At 37.2% G+C, this 20,489-nt stretch carries 16 protein-coding genes; 9 read left to right on the forward strand and 7 right to left on the reverse strand.

What is annotated here, in order from left to right:
* Positions 1-46: 46 nt before the first annotated feature.
* Positions 47-835: a carbonic anhydrase family protein gene (locus tag A3EE_RS0117655; protein ID WP_018344772.1), complete on the reverse strand. Its 789-nt coding sequence runs from the start codon at positions 833-835 to the stop codon at positions 47-49.
* Between the two features lie 204 nt (positions 836-1,039).
* Between A3EE_RS0117655 and A3EE_RS0117660 the strand changes: the two genes are divergently transcribed.
* The 3 genes from A3EE_RS0117660 to A3EE_RS0117670 all read left to right on the forward strand — a co-directional run bounded on the left by A3EE_RS0117660 (position 1,040) and on the right by A3EE_RS0117670 (position 5,557).
* The gene (locus A3EE_RS0117660; protein WP_157447089.1) at positions 1,040-2,059 is read left to right on the forward strand and encodes an HAD family hydrolase; all 1,020 of its coding nucleotides are present in this window, start codon (positions 1,040-1,042) and stop codon (positions 2,057-2,059) included.
* A 168-nt stretch (positions 2,060-2,227) separates the two neighbouring features.
* Positions 2,228-4,660, forward strand: coding sequence for an arylsulfatase (locus tag A3EE_RS0117665; protein ID WP_018344774.1), 2,433 nt, complete (start codon positions 2,228-2,230; stop codon positions 4,658-4,660).
* Positions 4,661-4,846: 186 nt separating this feature from the next.
* Positions 4,847-5,557, forward strand: coding sequence for a hypothetical protein (locus A3EE_RS0117670; protein ID WP_018344775.1), 711 nt, complete (start codon positions 4,847-4,849; stop codon positions 5,555-5,557).
* Between the two features lie 78 nt (positions 5,558-5,635).
* On the opposite strand, the gene A3EE_RS0117675 is transcribed toward A3EE_RS0117670, so the two are convergent.
* The 3 genes from A3EE_RS0117675 to A3EE_RS0117685 are packed head-to-tail and all read right to left on the reverse strand — an operon-like array spanning position 5,636 to position 7,411.
* Complete coding sequence (locus A3EE_RS0117675; protein WP_018344776.1) at positions 5,636-6,106, reverse strand: hypothetical protein; 471 nt, start codon at positions 6,104-6,106, stop codon at positions 5,636-5,638.
* Between the two features lie 57 nt (positions 6,107-6,163).
* Positions 6,164-6,766, reverse strand: coding sequence for a porin family protein (locus A3EE_RS0117680; protein ID WP_018344777.1), 603 nt, complete (start codon positions 6,764-6,766; stop codon positions 6,164-6,166).
* Positions 6,767-6,775: 9 nt separating this feature from the next.
* Positions 6,776-7,411, reverse strand: a complete 636-nt coding sequence (locus A3EE_RS0117685; protein WP_018344778.1) for a DUF4136 domain-containing protein — start codon at positions 7,409-7,411, stop codon at positions 6,776-6,778.
* Between the two features lie 152 nt (positions 7,412-7,563).
* On the opposite strand from A3EE_RS0117685, the gene A3EE_RS0117690 reads away from it, so the two are divergent.
* From A3EE_RS0117690 to A3EE_RS0117710, 5 genes are all read left to right on the forward strand, one after another.
* Positions 7,564-8,376, forward strand: coding sequence for a hypothetical protein (locus A3EE_RS0117690; protein WP_157447090.1), 813 nt, complete (start codon positions 7,564-7,566; stop codon positions 8,374-8,376).
* A 90-nt stretch (positions 8,377-8,466) separates the two neighbouring features.
* Positions 8,467-9,114: an outer membrane beta-barrel protein gene (locus A3EE_RS0117695; RefSeq protein ID WP_018344780.1), complete on the forward strand. Its 648-nt coding sequence runs from the start codon at positions 8,467-8,469 to the stop codon at positions 9,112-9,114.
* Positions 9,115-9,228: 114 nt separating this feature from the next.
* Positions 9,229-10,500: a BamA/TamA family outer membrane protein gene (locus A3EE_RS20910; RefSeq protein WP_018344781.1), complete on the forward strand. Its 1,272-nt coding sequence runs from the start codon at positions 9,229-9,231 to the stop codon at positions 10,498-10,500.
* 313 nt (positions 10,501-10,813) lie between these two features.
* The gene (locus tag A3EE_RS0117705; RefSeq protein WP_018344782.1) at positions 10,814-12,487 is read left to right on the forward strand and encodes a sulfatase-like hydrolase/transferase; all 1,674 of its coding nucleotides are present in this window, start codon (positions 10,814-10,816) and stop codon (positions 12,485-12,487) included.
* A 150-nt stretch (positions 12,488-12,637) separates the two neighbouring features.
* The gene (locus A3EE_RS0117710; protein ID WP_211208947.1) at positions 12,638-13,792 is read left to right on the forward strand and encodes a BamA/TamA family outer membrane protein; all 1,155 of its coding nucleotides are present in this window, start codon (positions 12,638-12,640) and stop codon (positions 13,790-13,792) included.
* Between the two features lie 68 nt (positions 13,793-13,860).
* On the opposite strand, the gene A3EE_RS0117715 is transcribed toward A3EE_RS0117710, so the two are convergent.
* Genes A3EE_RS0117715 through A3EE_RS0117725 form a run of 3 tightly spaced genes read right to left on the reverse strand, consistent with a single transcriptional unit; the run spans position 13,861 to position 19,504 of the window.
* Positions 13,861-15,249: a TolC family protein gene (locus tag A3EE_RS0117715; RefSeq protein ID WP_018344784.1), complete on the reverse strand. Its 1,389-nt coding sequence runs from the start codon at positions 15,247-15,249 to the stop codon at positions 13,861-13,863.
* Positions 15,250-15,251: 2 nt separating this feature from the next.
* Positions 15,252-18,368 carry an efflux RND transporter permease subunit gene (locus tag A3EE_RS0117720; RefSeq protein WP_018344785.1) on the reverse strand — a complete coding sequence of 1,039 codons (3,117 nt, stop codon included), beginning with the start codon at positions 18,366-18,368 and terminating at the stop codon, positions 15,252-15,254.
* An 8-nt stretch (positions 18,369-18,376) separates the two neighbouring features.
* Positions 18,377-19,504: an efflux RND transporter periplasmic adaptor subunit gene (locus A3EE_RS0117725; protein ID WP_018344786.1), complete on the reverse strand. Its 1,128-nt coding sequence runs from the start codon at positions 19,502-19,504 to the stop codon at positions 18,377-18,379.
* A 183-nt stretch (positions 19,505-19,687) separates the two neighbouring features.
* Between A3EE_RS0117725 and A3EE_RS0117730 the strand changes: the two genes are divergently transcribed.
* Entirely contained in the window at positions 19,688-20,104 is a 417-nt protein-coding gene (locus tag A3EE_RS0117730; protein WP_018344787.1) for a hypothetical protein, read from the forward strand.
* Positions 20,105-20,489: the final 385 nt, after the last annotated feature.

Raw genomic sequence — 20,489 nt, forward strand, 5'->3', positions numbered from 1 at the left:
TCATCCCTAACGGATGACCTTTTTTTATTGATAGCGATTTTTTAAATTAATTTGATACAACAGATCTTCCATACAGCGCCTGAACATGTCGTGCATTGTTGCCCTCCAATGCATTCAGCGCTTTGATTTGTTCTGCTGAAGCTTCAAATATATGCTTTGCAATAAACCAACGTACCGCTTCGGTATAAGGAGGAGTGGTTAAAGAACCTTTGTAATTGAAATAATGATTCTTAAGTTCTTTAGGAATGGTACCGAATAAATCCGATAATTTTATGGTGCCTGCTTTTACTTTTACATTGGCATCTGTTTCTTTTGGAATTAGATTTAAAAAGTCTTTGATAAACGCATTCTCCTTACCCTCTTTAAATAAAATTCCAATAACAAGATATTGGGGCTTGTCTTTGGGTGCCGTTGTCAATACATTCACAATATGCATCTCCATTGGAAATGTTATACCATCAATCAAATGTTCGGAAGGGGTATGGAAGTGACATTGTTTAAAGGTGAACACCGTATCGTCGTAGGTAATAGTACTTCCTGCTTGAAAATCCAATTGAACAGTATGTCCTAAATTTTCAATTTTATTTACTTTATCATTAAAATACAAGGTGATCTTATGCGTATTATTGGATGAAGAATCGTTGGAATTGATATTGATTGGCGACTGCTCGAAACCATGATCCAAGCCCGGCATGATATAACCTAATGAATGTTGTTTTGATGAATCTGTCTGAGTAGAATCATGCGATGTATTTGAAGTTATTTTATCTGTTTGTTTGCAGGACAAAAGAATTGCTAGTAAAAAAAAGGAAATAATTGTTCGAGCTGAAATCATAGAAGTCGTATTAAAAGAAGTTATACTCTGATACTAATATTGGATAAAGTATCTGGAAAACCAAAAAGATTGTTTGGGCAGCTTACAGTTTATCCGACATTTTTTTATATTTGAATTGTTTTGAAACATGTCAATTATTCTTTTGAAGAATGAGAGATGAGTATCTGTTTTAAAATAAAAAAAGCATTTTTAAATAAACCTCACATGAAAAAGTTTTTTATTTATTTAGTCCTTGCTGCGAGTATCAATGCCTGTACTACGAAGGATAATGCTCATTTAAATAAAGCAGAAGATGTTGAAGCGAAAGACCAAATGGCTTTATCCTCTTGGTCTGACAGCACACGACAGCTTATTGAAGCGTGGGTGAAAGATGTTACAGATACAAGTTCTCCCAATTTTATTCCTGTGCCAGATAGAATTGCTGTGTTTGATAATGATGGTACCTTATGGCCGGAGCAACCTGTTCCGAATCAATTAATATTTGCTATTGCGAATTTAAAAGCGCTGGCACCAACACATCCGGAGTTTCAGAAAGACCAGGTTTTAAAAGGTATTTTAGATGGCGATCTGAGTCCTATGAAAAAAGCAGGTGAAATCGGCTTCTTAAAATTACTGGCTGCAAGTCATACCAATCAAACAGAAGATGCATTCAATCTTGCTGTTCGCAATTGGGCCGATACAGCAAGAGATGCTAAGTTTCATAAGTTATATAAAGAAGTAATTTATCTGCCGATGGTTGAGTTGTTAAACTATTTACGCGCAAATGAGTTCAAAACATTTATTGTAAGCGGTGGTGGTGTAGATTTTATGCGCGTATGGACAGAAGAAGCATATGGCATTCCTCCCTATCAGGTAATAGGCAGTTATGCTGCAGTGAAATATGACGTGGTAGATGGTAAGCCTGTGATCACAAAAACAGCCGGATCACCTTATGTAGATGATAAAGCCGGGAAACCGCAGGCTATTCATCAGTTTATAGGTAAGGTTCCTGTATTCTGTGGAGGTAACAGCGATGGAGATCAGGCAATGATGCAATATACAAGCGGAAGCAAATATAAAAGCATGTGTGTGATTCTACATCATACAGATGCTACAAGAGAATATGAATACGATCTGAAAACATTAAGCGGACATTTAGAAACGGCTCTAGTTGAAGCGAAAGAAAAGAATTGGCTGGTTGTAGATATGAAAAAAGACTTCAAAAGGATATTTTCGTTTGACTAAATACAACTGAATTTTAGTTCTATAAAATATTTGTATGTATTCTTTTTGGCATATTTTCTATATCACTAAAATGAATTTAATGATATAGATCATTGGTGGCATATTTTATGAAATTGTATTTATCTTTGTAGCGAAAGATATTCATTTTATTCTTTTAAATTTTATCATATGAAAAATACTGTTCGAAATTCGATTGCTTTTTTTAGTCTAGCATTAGCGTTGGTTACATTTAGCTGCAAGGATCAAGGGGATAAAACAAACTCTTCCAACGATTCTACATCTGCTTTTAAAGGCGATATACAATTGGATGTACGCAATTCAAAACCTGATTGGGATCCATATATGCGTAAAAAAGCTCCGGAAGGATCTCCCAATATATTATTCATTTTATACGATGATACCGGTTTAGCTACCTGGTCTCCTTATGGGGGTCGAGTAAATATGCCAACATTGGATAGTCTTGCTGCAGATGGTTTAACGTACACACAGTGGCATACAGTTGCCTTGTGCTCTCCGACACGTTCTACTATTCTTACGGGTCGCAATCATAACCTGAATGGTATGGGCTGTATTACAGAAGGCTCAAGTGGTTTCCCAGGATTTAGCGGACAAATACCTGATCAGGCTGCAACCCTTGGACATGTGTTGCAGGATAATGGCTGGAGTACATTCTGGCTTGGTAAAAATCACAATGTTCCTGAAACAGATCTATCGTCTGGTGCAAATAAAAAGCAATGGCCTTTACAAATGGGCTTTGATCGTTTCTATGGCTTCATTGGCGGCGAGACCAATCAGTGGTATCCCGATTTAGTAGAAGACAATCATTACATAGAACAACCGTATAGTCCGGAACAAGGCTATCACTTTTCTAAAGATCTGGCAGATCAGGCTATTAAAATGATTACCGATCAAAAATCTGCGAATCCCTCTAAGCCATGGTTTATGTGGTATTGCCCGGGTGCAAATCATGCACCGCATCAGGCACCGAAAGATTATATTGCAAAGTATAAAGGAAAGTTTGACGATGGATATGATGCATACCGTGAATGGGTATTACCTCGTATGATTGCAAAAGGAATTTTACCGAAGGACACAAAGCTGACAGATTTTAATCCGATGCCAACAGATCAGGCAAACTCTGGAGATTTTGTTCGTCCATGGAATACCTTGAATGCAGATGAGAAAAAATTATTCTCACGTTTGTGTGAAGTATTTGCAGGTTACTCTGAATATACCGATGCGCAGATCGGTCGCGTTATTGAGTACTTAAAAGAAACCGGTCAGTATGAAAATACGGTAATCATGTATGCTGCTGATAACGGTGCTTCCGGTGAAGGTAGCCCAAGTGGTTCTGTAAATGAAAATAAATTCTTTAACGGTTATCCGGATGAATTAAGTGAAAACATGAAGCTGATTGATGAACTGGGCGGACCGAATACCTACGAACATTATCCTACAGGATGGGCAGCAGCATTTTCAACTCCATTCAAAATGTTTAAACGGTATTCAAACTATTCAGGAGGTACGTCAGATCCATTGGTTATTACTTGGCCTAAAGGTATTAAAGCACGTGGTGAAGTGCGTAATCAATATCACCATGCCGTAGATATTGTTCCGACTATTTTGGAAATCTGTGGTTTGTCTATGCCAACTACTTACAGAGGAGTAGAACAATTTCCGTTATCAGGTGTATCTATGAAGTATTCATTTGATGCAACACCATCAGCGCCTACACAAAAACACCGTCAGTATTATGCGATGTTAGGTACCCGTGCTATGTGGGAAGATGGCTGGAAGGCTGTAGCTGTACATGCTCCGTTAACCGACAAAGGTAATTTTGATAAAGATGTCTGGGAATTGTATCATGTAGATGTAGATCGCGCAGAAGCGAATAACCTTGCTAAAAAATATCCTGAAAAATTAGCAGCGTTGATCAAAGCATGGGATGAAGAAGCGGATAAGAATAATGCTAAACCTTTGGATGACCGTACTACGGTACAAATTCTTTCTATTGTTCGACCGAGAGAAGAAAAGCCTCGAGATGTATATACATATTACCCGCATGCAAGCCCAATTGCAGAAGCAGTTGCTGCAAATATCAGAGGGCGTTCCTATAAGATCGTAGCCAACATTGAAATCACAGATGCGAATTGCAGCGGAGTTATTTTTGCTCATGGTTCGCGCTTTGGCGGGCATGCGTTATTTATCAAAGATCACAAACTGTATTATGTTTATAATTTTCTTGGCATAAAACCTGAGCAACAATTTATCTCATCCGTTCCTTTAAAACCAGGAAAGTACACTGTAGGGATGGAGTTTATCAAAGAGAAAGTTGGTCCGTATCATGAATCCATTGGTACCATGAAATTGTATATCAATGATAAGGTGGTTGCTCAAGGACCTATGCGTGCACAGGTTGGCAGCTTTAGTTTGGTTGGTGACGGACTTTGCGTAGGATATGATAGTGGAGATCCTGTGAGTCAATTGTACAAATCTGTAAACGCATTTACAGGTGGTAAAATTCGTTTTGTTTCAATCAGTGTTGACAATTCTCAATACACCGATTTTGAAAAAGCAGCTGCATTAAAACTTAGAGATTAACATAGGAAGTATATAATGCATTTAAAAAGGTCTGATTGCTGAATGTAGTCAGACCTTTTTCATATAAGTACACACACGATACAAGCTTCATAATGTCTTGAATAAACTGGCATGAAATTTATGCAACTAATTTGAGCATGAGTAAAATACATGTTTCATTCTTTTATTAGAATAAATGAATTCAGTATGAACGTATATAAGCTATTTATTTTCTGTATTATTTTTTGTGGTTGCAATTTCATCTATGAGAATAATACCAATCACGATGCTGCGCTGGAAGAGCTCAAACGTGAAACCGATTCATTAAAAAAAGAAATCAATGTGTTGAAGAAGCAGGCAAATAATAAAGATACACTTTACAATATATCTAATCCTGTGTCAGCTTATAGGTCAGATTCTGTAAAGGATACGACTTCAATTAAACGAACACTTCCCAAAGTTCCTTCAGATAAAAAAACAGTTCAGAAAAAAACTAAAGTATCCAAGAAGTCAGATACGATGTTTTATTATTATACGAATACAAAAAAGATCTCTGCTAAAATTCCGGCACGAAATGTACAGGGTGAAAAAATTAGAATTCGATTTTATGATCTTAAAGGCAATATAACGTTTGAGCAGGAAGATGTATTTGCGAGTTATTCTATTTCAACAGAGATAAAAGAATTTCATTCAAACGGAGCGGTAAAACGTATTGTGATCCATTTCAATCCCGGAGCAAGTATACATTGGTATGAGACCATTATAACATTCGATACAGATAACATACCTTTGTGGAAGGAAGATGTCACATATCCAATGACAATAGATAATATGATGAATAATAAATCGTATTGGGATATAACTAAAAAACAATGGGTGAAGCAAGAGGTTGTAATTGAACAACCATATGTGAAATAAAAAAAAGAAACCAAAAATCAATTATCACTTTTACAAAATAAAAATTAAAAGGGAGTTCATTTGAACTCCCTTAATTAATTAGTTAGAAAATTCTCCAATGAATGGAAGTTCATCCAGAATTTCGAATTTGATTGCAGTCTGAATATAATCGTCTAATTGTAAAAAGTGAGCAGCAATTTTTGCACCCAATTCTTTTTTCATCTTGCCATAATATTTGATGCGCATTGCATCTTCAGCCTTATCTACTGCCAACCATTTTTTCATAAATGCATCTGCATCTTCATTGCTCATTGTTTGGTATTTTTCAACGTACGTTTTAAGTAATGTGATACGTTCAGAGCCTATTTTAGAACGCTCTGTTTCAAATGAATTGTAGATCGTCCAGAATTTATCAAATTCTTCCGTTTTTAAATGCATATTCTCTGCGAAGTATGCTCTTTTTTCCTGTTTGAAAACAGAGTTAAACATTTCATCCTGCGTTTGTGCGTTCGCTAAAAAAGACATTGCCGACAAAAAGATGATAGCTAAAACAGTGGTGATTTTTTTCATGATTCTAAGTTAAAATGTATAAAGTATTTGATTGGTTAATTTGAAAATTTTAATTAATTAATAAGGAGTGAATGCAAAACCAATATTGAACGTTAGTAATTCTCTTTTTGCAGTAGAAGATGTTTTAAAAGCATATAAGAACTCAGAACTTACGGAAAGCTTTGTTGTTTCGTTTAAATAATACCAAAGTCCGATTTGAGGTTTGAAACCTGTATGCCAGTCTTTAGTATTGTAACGATACAGTCCCATGTCAACATTTTCAATGCTGTATACGGCACCAACTCCAAGTCCAACGAATGGTTGTATTACATGATCATTGTCAGCAAAGAAATAATCAACTGTTGCCATAAACGGAAGAACATTCAATGATCTGTATTGAGTACCGGATAAGCTTGCTGTTCCAATGGTATAGGTATCGTATGATTTTTTTTCATACAAAACATTCCAGTTAAAATCAAAACCCAAAGCAACCTGATCAGAAGTGAATTTTTTGTATTCAAACGAAGCACCTCTGAAACTCATTTTGCTTATTCCGTCATGCGTATTTCCTAAACCAAGAGCGGTAGAGTAGTGAAGTGTTAAATAGTTTTCACCCACTTGTGCTATAGATTGCGTTGTTACCGATATAAAAAGAAGAAATAATATATATAGCTTTTTCATTTATCAATGTTATTTTAAATATGGAGATTGAGTAAACGCCTGGTTGATGGTTGTTGTAATTCTGCTGTTCACACTGGTTGTGCTTCCAACATTCAATAAGCCATTGATAACGCCTGACCATACAACAGGAACACTAGATGCTTCAATACCTGCCGGGTATGTCATTTGCATAAGTAATGTACCGGTTTGGTAACTGGTTGCAACCGGATACGGAGCGTAGCCTGGATATCCCCAGCCATATCCCGGATAATATCCCGGATAATACCAACCCCAATAAGACCAGTCATAATAGTAATAGATATTTGTAGTTTTAGATGCTGAAGGAAGCAAAATAATATCAGCATTCAAACTGTCTGTTTCTGTCCAGCCGTAACCATTCAAATTTGTACGTATCTGATTTAAAATAAGTGTTGCAGTTGCCTGATCAACAAATATTGGTTGTCCCGTTAATGTTTGGTCACCGATCAATACAATGCTATCCGGTAATGCGTATGTTTTGTTTGCAGAAAAATTAAAATCCTTGTCGTAATTTGTAGCTACAAGATCGTATTCGTTTACATATCCATTATTATCCTGAGGATAACATCCACATAACAATAAAAATGTGCTGAACCAGAATATGATTTTAAGATGATTTTTTTTCATTTAAATTTCATTTAAAAGTATTTGAATGAGTTATTTATAGTTGAGCCAAATTTACCTTTTAAAATTGATTCTCCAAATAAAAAATGACTTGACACATATAACCTATTCGAAAAATAATAGTAATTTACCCCGTATTAAATATCTATTATATAATGAAGTATTTATTGTTTTTCTACTGTTCTATTTTAAGTTTTGGCGCCTTTTCGATGGATTCATTGAAGGTAGCTAAAATGCCCAAGTATAGATATTATGTTTATGCAGGTACGTTTTTTCCGACAACTGAAACAACATTGCGTGTGGACGGAAAATTTGTTGGAACCTATATTAATCTGGAAAATGATTTTAAAATGAAAGGTAAAGGAATATCCTTCAGAACAGAAGCCATAGCACAATTTTCGCCGCGAAGTTCTGTTTCCTTAACCTACTTTTCAATCTTCAATCATGGAAATAATACGCTTGATCGGGACATCACATATGGTGATTCAACATTTCATGCAGGTGCCAACCTGGATTCTTATTTTAATATCCGTTTTATGGGAGCTTCTTATAGATATAGTATCTTTTATAAAGAAAACTGGAGTCTTGGTTTGACAACGGGTCTGCGCGTTTTAAATATGGATGTGGGAGCCACTCTTAAAAGAGCGAATGGCGATTCTTACTCCAATCAGTTTTCAGTTTATATACCTGTAGTATTATTTGGTATACATGGTTCTGCTTATATTACACCAAAGCTTTTAGCCCGGTATTCACTGGAATATTTCGGAATAACCATTCAGGGTATTAATGGACGGGTGATTGATAACAGGCTTACATTGGAATATTATTTCCTGAAAAATTTTGCCTTAGGAGGGTCATTCACAAACATCAGTTACAAAGTAAAAGACTTCCCGTTAACAAGCCGTTTTGATGGAGAGGTAAGTTATTCTATCACGGGTTTTGCATTGTACGCAGCAGCCCGTTTTTAGAATTGATTTAAATCATTTAAAACAATTACTCATTGTCTTGATAATTTAAATAGTTTATATTTAAACTTTAATTCACGAAAAAACAATTGTATGAAAACAAGATTGTATTCTTTTTTAATGCTCGTTTCACTTTTAGTATTTTCTAATTCTACAAGTTATGCGCAGCGGATTGAATTAACTGCAACGGGCGGTTATCAATATTGGGGCGCTTATAAATATTATAATAGTGTAAATCAAGGGAGCGGTAAACTCGCATTAGGCGATGGTCCGTGTTATGGTGGTATTCTGGGTTTTGAATTAGCTGATGCTACTTTTGTGGAATTGGTTTACAACCACCAGGATTCGAGATTGATCAATAAACCAAATTATGGCCCCGACAACACGGTGATAGATGTGGTGGGCGTGAATTATTTTCAATTGAACGGTACCCGTGGTGTTCAGATCAATGACAAAGTTGAACCATTTGGAACACTTGGTTTGGGAGCAGGTTTATTTGATCCTAAATCAGATAAATACCATTCTCTTTGGAAGTTCTCTGTAAACTTTGGTGTAGGTGTTAAATATTTTGTAAGTGATAGAATTGGCTTGAGATTCAGTACAGGTTTCTGGGCTCCCATTCAAGGTGTAGGTCTTGGTGTAGGTCTTGGTACAGGCGGTGCGTATGCGGGTGCTTCTACCTACACAACAATTATTCAGATGAACCTGCAAGGTGGTATCATATTCAGATTGAAGAACTAATCATTAACTATATTATAATTAAAAACAGCTCGGTTATATTACCACTAATATAAACTGAGCTGTTTTTTTTGTTTATTTAGATAAACATATTATTCAAGAGCTTTAAAGCACAACATGAAGTATTTAATCATACTGACTTCTTTTTTTCTATTTATACTGCATCAGCCTGTATTTGCACAGGATACAGCATCCTGTACACCTAAAAATTTAAGTGAGGTATTATTTCATAAACACGTTTCGCCTACAACAAAAATTAAAAAAAATAGCAATACGTCTTTAATTTTGTTGCCTGTAATAGGTTCGAGTCCTGCTACCGGATTCTTTTTCGGAGTAGGTGGTGTAGCTGCTTTTTTTCTGGGTAAACCTGCGTATACACGTATGTCTTCGTCTAATCTGGCGGCACAGTATACAACCAAGAATCAAGTGATATTAATGCTGAAAACGTCTGCGTATACTCCCCATAACAGATTTTTTTTACAAAGCGATGTACGTTTAATGATTTATAATCAGCCGACGTTTGGATTGGGAACAAATGCGCCGGATACAGCATCTATTTTATATCAAATAAATATTAATGGTAATAATACCAGCGGGAATACAGGCGCTCAGCCTATTTCCTATAATTATGTTAAATTTCATCAGATTATTTCTAAAACAATTAACCCAAGCAATACCCTTTTCTTCGGACCCGGTTATCATCTCGATCATCATTATTCTATAGTAGATGAAAATCTGAATGTATCGGAGAAACAATATACAAGTCATTATATTTATTCAAAACATTATGGTTTTGATACAAGTCACTATACGGTGAGTGGATTGAGTGCTAATTTTGTTATAGACACGCGTGATAATCTTATAAATGCATACAAAGGATATTATGTGAATGTAAATGTTCGGTTTAATGAAACGTGGCTTGGTAGTACAGCGAAAAGTACGATGTTGTGGGCAGAGTTTAAACACTATTTTTCACTCTCAGAAAAAAAGAACAGACATGTGCTTGCGGTATGGGCCTGGGCAAACATGCAGCTTAGCGGACATACTCCTTATTTGGATTTACCGGCTCTTGGATATGATTCCAAAGGTTTCTCCGGACGTGGTTATGCACAAGGAAGATTCAGAGGTGAGCAAATGCTGTATACAGAAGTAGAGTGGCGTTTCCCGATTTCTAAATGTACAGAAGTATTGGGCGCTGCTATATTTGTAAATCTTACTACGGCATCCAGTAAAGATAATCATGTAGATTTGTTTGAGTATATTAAACCGGGCATCGGTGCTGGCTTACGTATTATGCTGGATAAAAAATCACGTACAAATTTAAGTATGGATTATGGAGTAGGAAAAAAATCAAATGGCTTTTACATGACTGCGGGCGAAGTGTTTTAATATAGAGGACAGAGGTCAGTAAACAATGGTCAGTTGCGCAGCGACGTACAGTGGTCAGACCACTTGGAAACTATACAACTTAATAACAACACAGTGGTTTATTTAGTGAAATTAGAATTGAATAAAATCTATAGTCTATTGTTATTAGATTTACATATATTTTATTCTGTGTTTTAACATTAACGTATTTACATCTAAGTGGCACTAAAAAAATGATTCTATAACTCAAAAGAGTAGGATTTTTTAGGATTTTTTTGCTGATTTGAACTATAGAACTTTTAACTTTTTACCATACATTTTAAATTTCTTTCACATGAAAAACAAACTTTCTTTAGTTGCTTTGTTTTTACTTTGCATTGGAATGCAGGCAATGGCTCAGCAACAAAAGCCGAATATTCTTGTCATCTGGGGTGATGACATCGGTACCACCAACATCAGTGCTTATAGCGATGGTATTATGGGTTATGCTACACCAAACATTGATCGTGTGGCGAATGAAGGTATACGCTTTCTTCAATATTATGGAGAACAGAGTTGTACTGCCGGTCGTGCTGCGTTTATCACAGGTCAGCATGGTATTCGTACAGGCTTAACCAAAGTAGGGTTTCCTGGTGCACCAATGGGCATGAGTCAATTGGATCCTACCATTGCAGGCGCATTAAAACAACAGGGTTATGCTACTGGCCAGTTTGGTAAAAATCACTTAGGCGACCGCAACGAGAGTTTACCTACAGTGAATGGATTTGATGAATTTTTAGGAAATCTATATCACCTGAATGCAGAAGAAGAACCGGAACTTCCGGATTATCCGAAAGACCCTGCTTACTTAGCTAAATTTGGTCCGCGTGGTGTATTGCATTGCTGGGCAACAAATACCGATGATCCTGCTATCCCGGATGCTCGTTTTGGTAAAATAGGCAAACAACGCATAGAAGATACAGGTCCGCTTACTAAAAAAAGAATGGAAACAATTGATGATGAAACATCTGCTGCTGCCATTGATTTTATGAAAAGACAACATGCTGCCGGCAAACCATTTTTTATATGGTGGAACGGTACACGTATGCATTTACGCACACACGTAAGAGAAGAGAACCGTGGTAAATATACCCATGGTGATAGTGAGTACAATGATGGAATGATCGAGCATGATCTGACTGTGGGTCAGTTGTTAAAAGCATTGGATGACTTAGGCATTGCGAATAATACATTGGTTGTTTATTCAACAGATAATGGACCGCACATGAATACGTGGCCGGATGGCGCAATGACACCTTTCCGCAGTGAAAAAAATACAAACTGGGAAGGTGCATTCAGAGTGCCTTGTATGGTTCGTTGGCCTAGTGTTATTAAGCCAGGAACGGTTACAAATGAAATCATGGGTCACAACGATTGGTTCCCTACATTGTGTGCAGCAGCAGGTGAGCCGGACGTTATCAATAAGTTATTAAAAGGCTATGATGCCAATGGCAAAAATTACAAAGTGCATTTGGATGGATACAATCAGTTGGAATTTCTGCGTACGGTAACAGGAACTGTAGGGACTGCTAATGGTGCAAAGAGTGCACGCAATCTATTCTTTTATTCAGATGATGACGGTCTGCTTGTGGCGCTGCGCCAAGGTGATTATAAATATGTGTTTGCAGAACAACGCATGCAAGGGACAATGGGTTTATGGGCTGAACCGTTTACAGAACTGCGCCTTCAAAAAATATTTAATCTGATGCAGGATCCATTCGAAAGAGCAGATATTACTTCCAATACCTATTGGGATTGGAACTTAAATCATATTGGTAGTGCATATGGTATGATGGACGAAGTCTTTAAGTTTGCAGCAAGCTTTAAGACATATCCTCCGCGATCATTCCCGCCAAGTTTCAATCCTACAAACGTTTTGAAACAAACACTTGAAGAAATTAAAGCGGAAGAAGCTGCTAAGAAAAAAGCTGCAGAAGCTACTCCTTCAGCTAAACCTGCTAAGAAGTAGTAAGCATTATTTTATTATTGCTTGCAAAAAGAAGGCCCTGTTTTATGAATTTAAAATAGGGTCTTCTTTTTTGTAAGTAAACGATTTGTTCTTTACAATATTAATAGCAATGTAATGACGAATATGATTTTTCCGTAAACGATGTATAATATGCATGCTATAAAATTAGTAAGTAGTCTTATCATTTTTTTATTATCTTTTTCTTTGTTTGCACAACAAGAGAAAGAAAAGAAACGGGCTTTCTACAAGGATACAACCGGAGCTGTAGATATTAGCAATTGGCTTATAAATGCGCATGGGTTTATTCCGCTTCCAACGATTATTACAGAACCTGCTTTGGGAAATTTTGGGGTGGCTATCGCACCTATATTTTTGCATCCTAAAAAACGTTTCTTAAGTGATACAACAATTAAAGGTAAGCCTCAATATGTTCCGCCGGATATCACTGCCGGGGTATTGTTGTATACTGCTAATAACAGCTGGGGAATAGGCGCGGCCAGAAGAGGAAGCTGGCTGAAGCAAAGAATCCGCTATCAAATTGCGAGCGGTTATTTCAATATCAACATGGCATTCTACAGAAAAATTTTAGGAGAAGAAGAAAAATTCACTTTCAATTTTAAAGTTGTTCCGGTTTATGCACAGGCTACGAGACAAATTGGTTTAACACATTGGTACGCGGGAATTCAGTATTTATTTGCAAATGCAAAAGTTGGTATTGAAGGGGAAGCATTGCCTGCATTTGTAACAAATAAAGAAGCAACACCGATTATCAGCGCACCGGGATTAATTATTGAATATGATGCACGTGATAATATGTTTTCTCCTAATAATGGATTAAAGGTTCATGTGAATGCATTGGCAAGCAATGAGATATTCGGGAGTGATTTTAATTATACGCACATAAATAGTTTTGCATATTACTATTTTCCGGTTGGCAAAAAACTGATCGGTGGTTTGAGGGGAGATTATCAGCAGATACTTGGAGATGCACCATTTTATATGCTTGCTTATATTGATATGCGAGGTATTCCGATTATGCGTTATCAGGGAGATGTTACGTTATTGACTGAGGCAGAAGCGCGCTGGGATTTTTATAAACGCTGGAGTGCTGTATTTTATGGTGGAGTAGGGAATGCTTTCAACGACTGGAAAAAAATGAGTGAGGCGCAATGGGCGTATAGTGCAGGTACAGGATTTCGTTATCTGATCGCAAGTAAGTTTAAATTGCGGGTGGGAATGGACGTAGCGCGAGGACCGGAACAATGGGCTTATTATGTTGTGTTTGGAAGTTCCTGGATTAAATAAAAAATGTCCCGTCCCGATAGCTATCGGGACGGGACATTTTTTATTTTTTGATATTGATAAAACTATTTTTACCAGCCGCCGCCAAAAGCTTTGTATAAATTCACATACGATTTTAAATAATCTTTCATTAATGTAGAATAGCTTATTTCAGCAGTGAATAAGGTTTGTTCAGAATTTAGTACCTCAATGAAGTCAGTATATCCGCTTGTATAGCGTGCTTTAGAAAGCTCCAGTACTTTCCGTGCTGCTTCAACCTGTAATTTTCTATGCGCCATTTCTTCCTTCATGGTGCGCGTATTTGTTAGCTCATTTTCAACTTCAACCAATGCTTGTATATAATTTTTTTGATATTGAAGTGCAAGCTGTTCCATTTTCATTTTTTCAGATTCTACTCTTCTTTTGTTTTTACCAAAGTTGAATAAGGGACCCATTAATGAAGTAGAAATGTAATTGGTGATCGAACCTGTAGAAACTATTTCTGATGCATCTGAACTCATGAAGCCAAACAGGCCAGTGATCTGAAAGGATGGATAACGCATAGCAACAGCAATACCGATTTTTTCATATTGAGCCTGAAGTTGTTTCTCAGACATGCGGATATCCGGACGCTGCGATAATAATTCAGAAGGCAGTCCTTCCGGGATGTACGGGTTTACAACCTGATCAACAATTTCCTTACCTCGAACAATTGGTCTGGGTGTTTGTGCTAACAATACACACAGTGCACGCTCGGTATTTTTTACTTGCCTTTCTAATTGGTAAACAATTGCTTTTACATCTTCTAACTGTTGTTCAGATTGCAGCTTGTCAATTTCTGCAACATCACCATAATTAAAACGGTCGTTGATGATGTCAAACATTTTTTGTCGTGAGTCAACCGTACGTTTCGTAATTGCAATTTTGTTATCCAGATCAACCAAGTTGAAATACATCGTTGCAACATCAGATACAATGGATAATTGAATAGCTTTTCGGGAATCTTCGGAAGCTAAGACCTGGTAGTATGCTTGTTTTTTACTGTGTCGTATCTTGCCCCAAAAATCAAGCTCCCAGGACATGCCAACGTTTGCACTAAAATTATCATATGTCTTTCCGATAGGTACTGCACCGTTATTTGATGGATTGTAATGCAGGTATCCGGCACCATAGGTAAAGGCAGGATAGAGATCTGCTTTTGCCATTCCATATAAAGCTCTCGATTCTTCAATTCGCTTTGTTGCAATACGCACATCGTAATTTGAATCTAAGGCAACCTTGATCAGATCAACAAGCGATGAATCGTTAAAGAGCTTAAACCATTCGTATGGATGCGCGGTATCGGAAGGAATCGTTGTAGCGAATGTTTCGCTAAACTTTGTTGAGGTATTGATATCAGGCTGCTTGTATTTCGGGCCAACCATACAAGATGCACAAAGCAATAATCCGGAAATGAAAATTATGATTTGATTTGTCTTCATGATTATTTGCTCTTATTAAATATTTTTTCAATTACTACATACAATGCAGGAATAATAATAATTCCAAAGATGGATGCGATCAACATACCGCTGAATACAACCAAGCCCATTACCTTACGTGCTTCAGCACCCGCACCGGATGCGGTAAGTAGGGGAACAGCACCTAATATGAATGCGAAGGCTGTCATTAAGATCGGTCTGAAACGAAGACGTGCAGATTCCATGGCTGCGTCAACAACCGTCATACCTTGTTCCTTCAGCATTTTTGCATACTCTACAATTAAGATTGCATTTTTGGCAGCCAAGCCGATCAGCATAATCAAACTGATCTGCGCATAAATGTTATTGACATAACTTTTATCAATCAGATTCATCATCCATAAGCCGCCAAAGGCGCCCAGGATTGCAATCGGTACGCCAAGCAATACGCTGAAAGGTAAGGTCCAGCTTTCGTATTGTGCTGCTAAAATTAAAAAGACCAATAGAATTGCAAATGCAAAAACGACTCCGGCTTTACCTTCTGCTTTTTTCTCCTGATAACTTAAGTTTGTCCATTCCATACTCATTGTTGCATCCAGTGTTTTTGCTGCAACTTCTTCAACAGCGTGCATGGCTTCTGTAGAACTGATACCTGGAGCAGGTAGTCCGGTTATTTCGGCCGAGCGGAACATATTGAAGCGATTTGTAAAGGCAGGTCCGTATTCTTCTTTTAATGTTACAAGTGTATTCAACGGGATCATATCTCCCTTGGCAGATTTTACAAAAAAGAATGCCAGATCTTTTTCTTCTTTCCTGTAATTCAGGTCTGCCTGTATAAGCACTTTGTATTGCTTGCCGAATCGGTTGATATCATTTACATACAGTGTGCTTAAAAAACCACCAACAGCTTTATTGATCTCATCAAGAGATACACCAAGTTTTTTTGCTTTGTCTGTATCAACAATCATTTTGATCTGCGGAATGCTTGATTGGTACATAGATGAAGCGCGGCCGATTTCCGGACGTTTGTTCAATTCTTGTAGAAACGCTTGCATTTTGGTTGCTAAATATTCAGGTGGATTTCCTGAACGGTCCTGCAACATCAAACTGAAACCAGAAGAGTTACCCAAACCTGCAATCGGTGGTGGAGCAAAGGCTACACAGGTTGCTTCGGTAATGGATTGAAGTAATCTGAAGTTTGTTTCTTTAATGATTTCATCCACTTGTTTTCGTTCCGCCCATTCATGCAGGGAAATAAACACCGTTGCATAATTGCTTGAACTCGTATTTGAAATCATTGACATACCTACAACAGAAGTTGTATAATGAATGCCTTCAATGCTTTTCATTACCTTCTCAACTTTCTTTGTAACAGCATCGGTGCGCTCTAAGGAAGATCCATCAGGTAATTGAATATTGATCATGTAGTAACCCTGATCTTCGCCCGGTACAAAACCTCCCGGAATACGTTTGTATACGATGAATATTAAGACTCCAATTATGGCTGTAATAATTAAGCTCCGATACGATTTCCGTACAAGCAATCCCACAACGCCGGTATATTTGGACGTAAGAGAATTGAATATCTTATTGAAACCGTCAAAAAACTTATCTAATATATTTTTCTTCTTATTCGGATCTTTTGGTTTAAGCAAGAGACCTGCTAAAGCCGGACTTAATGTTAACGCATTGAATGCAGAAAACAACACCGAGATCGCAATGGTCACTGCGAATTGCTGATAAAGGCTTCCGGAGATACCAGGTATAAAGGCTACCGGAATAAACACCGCAGATAAAATTAACGCTATGGCAATTACAGGACCTGAGATCTCAGACATAGCTTTGATCGTAGCATCTTTGGGATTCAGGCCATGATCCATATTATGTATCACCGCTTCGACTACTACAATTGCATCATCAACTACTATGCCGATAGCAAGTACAAGTCCAAGCAATGACAGTGTGTTTATAGAGAACCCCAATAAAGGGAAAGCCATAAAGGTAGCAAGTAAAGCTACAGGTACTGTCATTAAAGGAATGAGGGTTGCACGCCAGTCTTGCAGGAAAATGAATACAACAAGAATAACTAAAATGATTGCTTCAAATAAGGTATGTACGATCTCATGCACGCCTTCCATGATCGGCTTTGTAGTATCCAATGTAACAGATGCACTCACGCCCGGTGGGAAACGGTGTTTCATTTCTTCGATCTGTGCGGTGATCTGATCTGCAACATCCAATGCATTGGATCCTGGTACCTGATAGATGGCAATGATAGCAGATGGCTGGCTATTTACTCTACCGATGTTGTTGTAATTTTCTAAACCGAATTCAACACGTGCAACATCTTTCAAGCGTATCGTAGCACCATCGCTTGTAGATTTAATGATGATGTCTTCAAATTCTTTGGTGCTTTTTAAACGCTCCTGCAATACGACGGTGTAAGAGTAATCAACACCTGCTGCTGCGGGAGAACCTCCAATGGAGCCACCTGCAGAGATTGTGTTCTGCTCTTTAACAGCCTGCATTACTTCATTTACAGATAAACCTAAACGTGCGATCTGATCGGGTTTTAACCAAATACGCATTGCATATTCGCTGCCGCCCATCAGGTTTACCTGACCAACACCTTTTATTCGTGAGATTGGATCTACTAAGTTTATGCTTGCATAGTTTGACAAAAAGTTGTTATCGTACAACGAACCTTCTGCTTGAAGAGAAACCAATAGTAAGGGAAACGAAAGAGATTTTTTTGTCGTTACACCTTCGTTTTTAACTTCCAGCGGTAAAAATGCGGTGCCTTGTGAAACCCGGTTTTGTGTAAGCATGTTTGCTTTATCCAGATCTGTACCTACATCGAACGTAACACGAATGGTCATAGAGCCGTCATTCGCATTGGTACTTTTCATGTAAAGCATTTCTTCAACGCCGTTTACTTTTTGTTCCAACGGTGTTGCTACAGCTTGCTCTACAGCTACGGCTCCCGCACCTCTGTATGATGTAGTGATTTGAATTTCCGGTGGTGTAATATCCGGGTATTGACTGATCGGTAAGGATGTTAATGCAACAACACCCAATAAGATCAATACAATTGAGAGGACAATAGCAACGATTGGTCTGTTAACAAAGAACTTTCCCATGTAAATAATTAGTTAGTACGTGTAGAATCTGTCTTTGCCTGAACCGGATCAACGAGCGTATTTATCGTTAAGAAATTATTGCCCAATAACGCAATGCGTTCATTACCTGTTAACCCTTCTGTAATGATCCATTTGCCATTTGTTTTTTCTCCTGTTTTCACGATGCGTACCTGAAGTTTATTTTGATCATCAATGATGAATACCTGAAAGATACCTTGGATTTCCCGTACAGCCTGTTGCGGAATGGTTATTGCATTTTCAATCTGAGCTGTTTGTATACGCACACGCACGTATTGACCGGGTATTAATAAACGGTCCGGGTTTTCAAACAATGCTTCGATCGTCATACTTCCAGTAGTAGGATCTATTCTACGGTCGTTGAAGTTAATTGTACCGGTATATGGATATACCTGATCGTTGCTTAAAATAAGAGAGAGTTTTACTTTTCCTTCAGTAGATTTTTTATCAGATCTTCGCTCTGCAAATTTCAGATATTCATTTTCTGTTATGGTAAACCGTACACGGATCATACTAACATCACTAATGGTATTTAATACCGAACGTGTACCAATAGGAGAGACGTAATCGCCTTCTTTCGCATTGTTGATACCGATAATGCCGGAAACGTTTGCGACTACATTACAATATCCCAATTGTATTTTCTGACTGCTTTTTAATGCTTCTTGTGCCCTTACCTGCGCTTTAGCAGATTTTTCTTTTGCTATGGCTTCATCCAGATCTCTCTTCGATACAGCATTCATATCGGCAAGCGGCTTGATCCGCTTCAGGTCTTCCTGTGCATTTACTAATTCTGATTTTGCTTTTTCCAATTCACCATCTGCCTGGTCTACTTTGGTCTGATACTCGATCGGATCGATTGTATAAAGCAGTTGTCCTTTTTTTACCTGATCCCCTTCTTTGTAATGTACTTTCTCAACTACGCCTTCAATGCGTGCTGTTACTTGTACGTCAGACTTTCCGAATGTTTGTCCTACATATTCATCAAATATTGGAAGGTTGGATTTTGTTGGAGATACAAATTGAATTTGGATGGGCTTTTTTTCGCCAATTTGATCAGACGAACTACAAGCAACTAAAAATAGTGCCTGAAAGAAAATGCAGATTCTTAAAAACATACTGGGTAAATCAAAAGTGAATAAGTAATACAATATTGCGTATAAAGGTAATAATCTGGTTGGATTTGTTATAGTTGCAGTTTAATTAATTTCTTATTTATCTTGCAATTAACTACTAGGGATGTTTGAATTATACTTTTTTCAAGTTATTTTTACACATATAAATTAAACCTTGTTCAGATTATGAAGATTGTCGTATTACTTTTCTCGTTATTTACAATGCAATTTTTTGCAAATGCTCAGACTGCTGACACCACAAAATGTTTTGATTACTATAAAGCAGAGTTTGACAAAAAAGGTGCATATCAGTTAAATGATGGTTTGTATAAAACTATTGTAACGTTTCGCTTAAATGGTGTATGTAAAGTGTATGAAGGCAAAGCACGCATTGTAGGTGGCAAGTTTCAGGCACCATTATATATTAAAAATGATAAAGGAGAATATGTTACAATAAAATCTACAGGCAGATCATTCAATAAAAATTACGATGCGTATAAAATTCCTCTTGAAAATAAAGTTGTGAATGGTGTTTCACCCACGTACATTACGAACAAAGATGAACTTGCGGATATTTTCTTAATAGAATTATTGAAAGACTAATTGGTCTGGAGTTCTTAATAAAAGAGGTCTTCCTGAAAAATTCAGGAAGACCTCTTTTATTATAGAATAACATAGCAGTCTGAAGAATTACTATTGACAATGAGAATCATTTCTTAAAACGACCCCAGCGGGGTCGCATGTTTATAGCACATACATAATAGTTTTTTTTACGCACAATACCGAAGGTATTTTATGAGTAAAGAATACCTTCGGTATTGTGCGTATTTTATTTGAATCAGATAATTCTATAAACATATGACCCCGCTGGGGTCATAACCTAATATCAACAGCGATACGCCCTTTGGCAATTAATTTGTATGAACTTACTTTGAACATCTTTTTTAATAATAGTATTTGTCAGGGTAGATCTTATATTTTTTATATT

Origin of the sequence: Cytophaga aurantiaca DSM 3654, assembly GCF_000379725.1 — a bacterium.
GTDB lineage: Bacteria > Bacteroidota > Bacteroidia > Cytophagales > Cytophagaceae > Cytophaga > Cytophaga aurantiaca.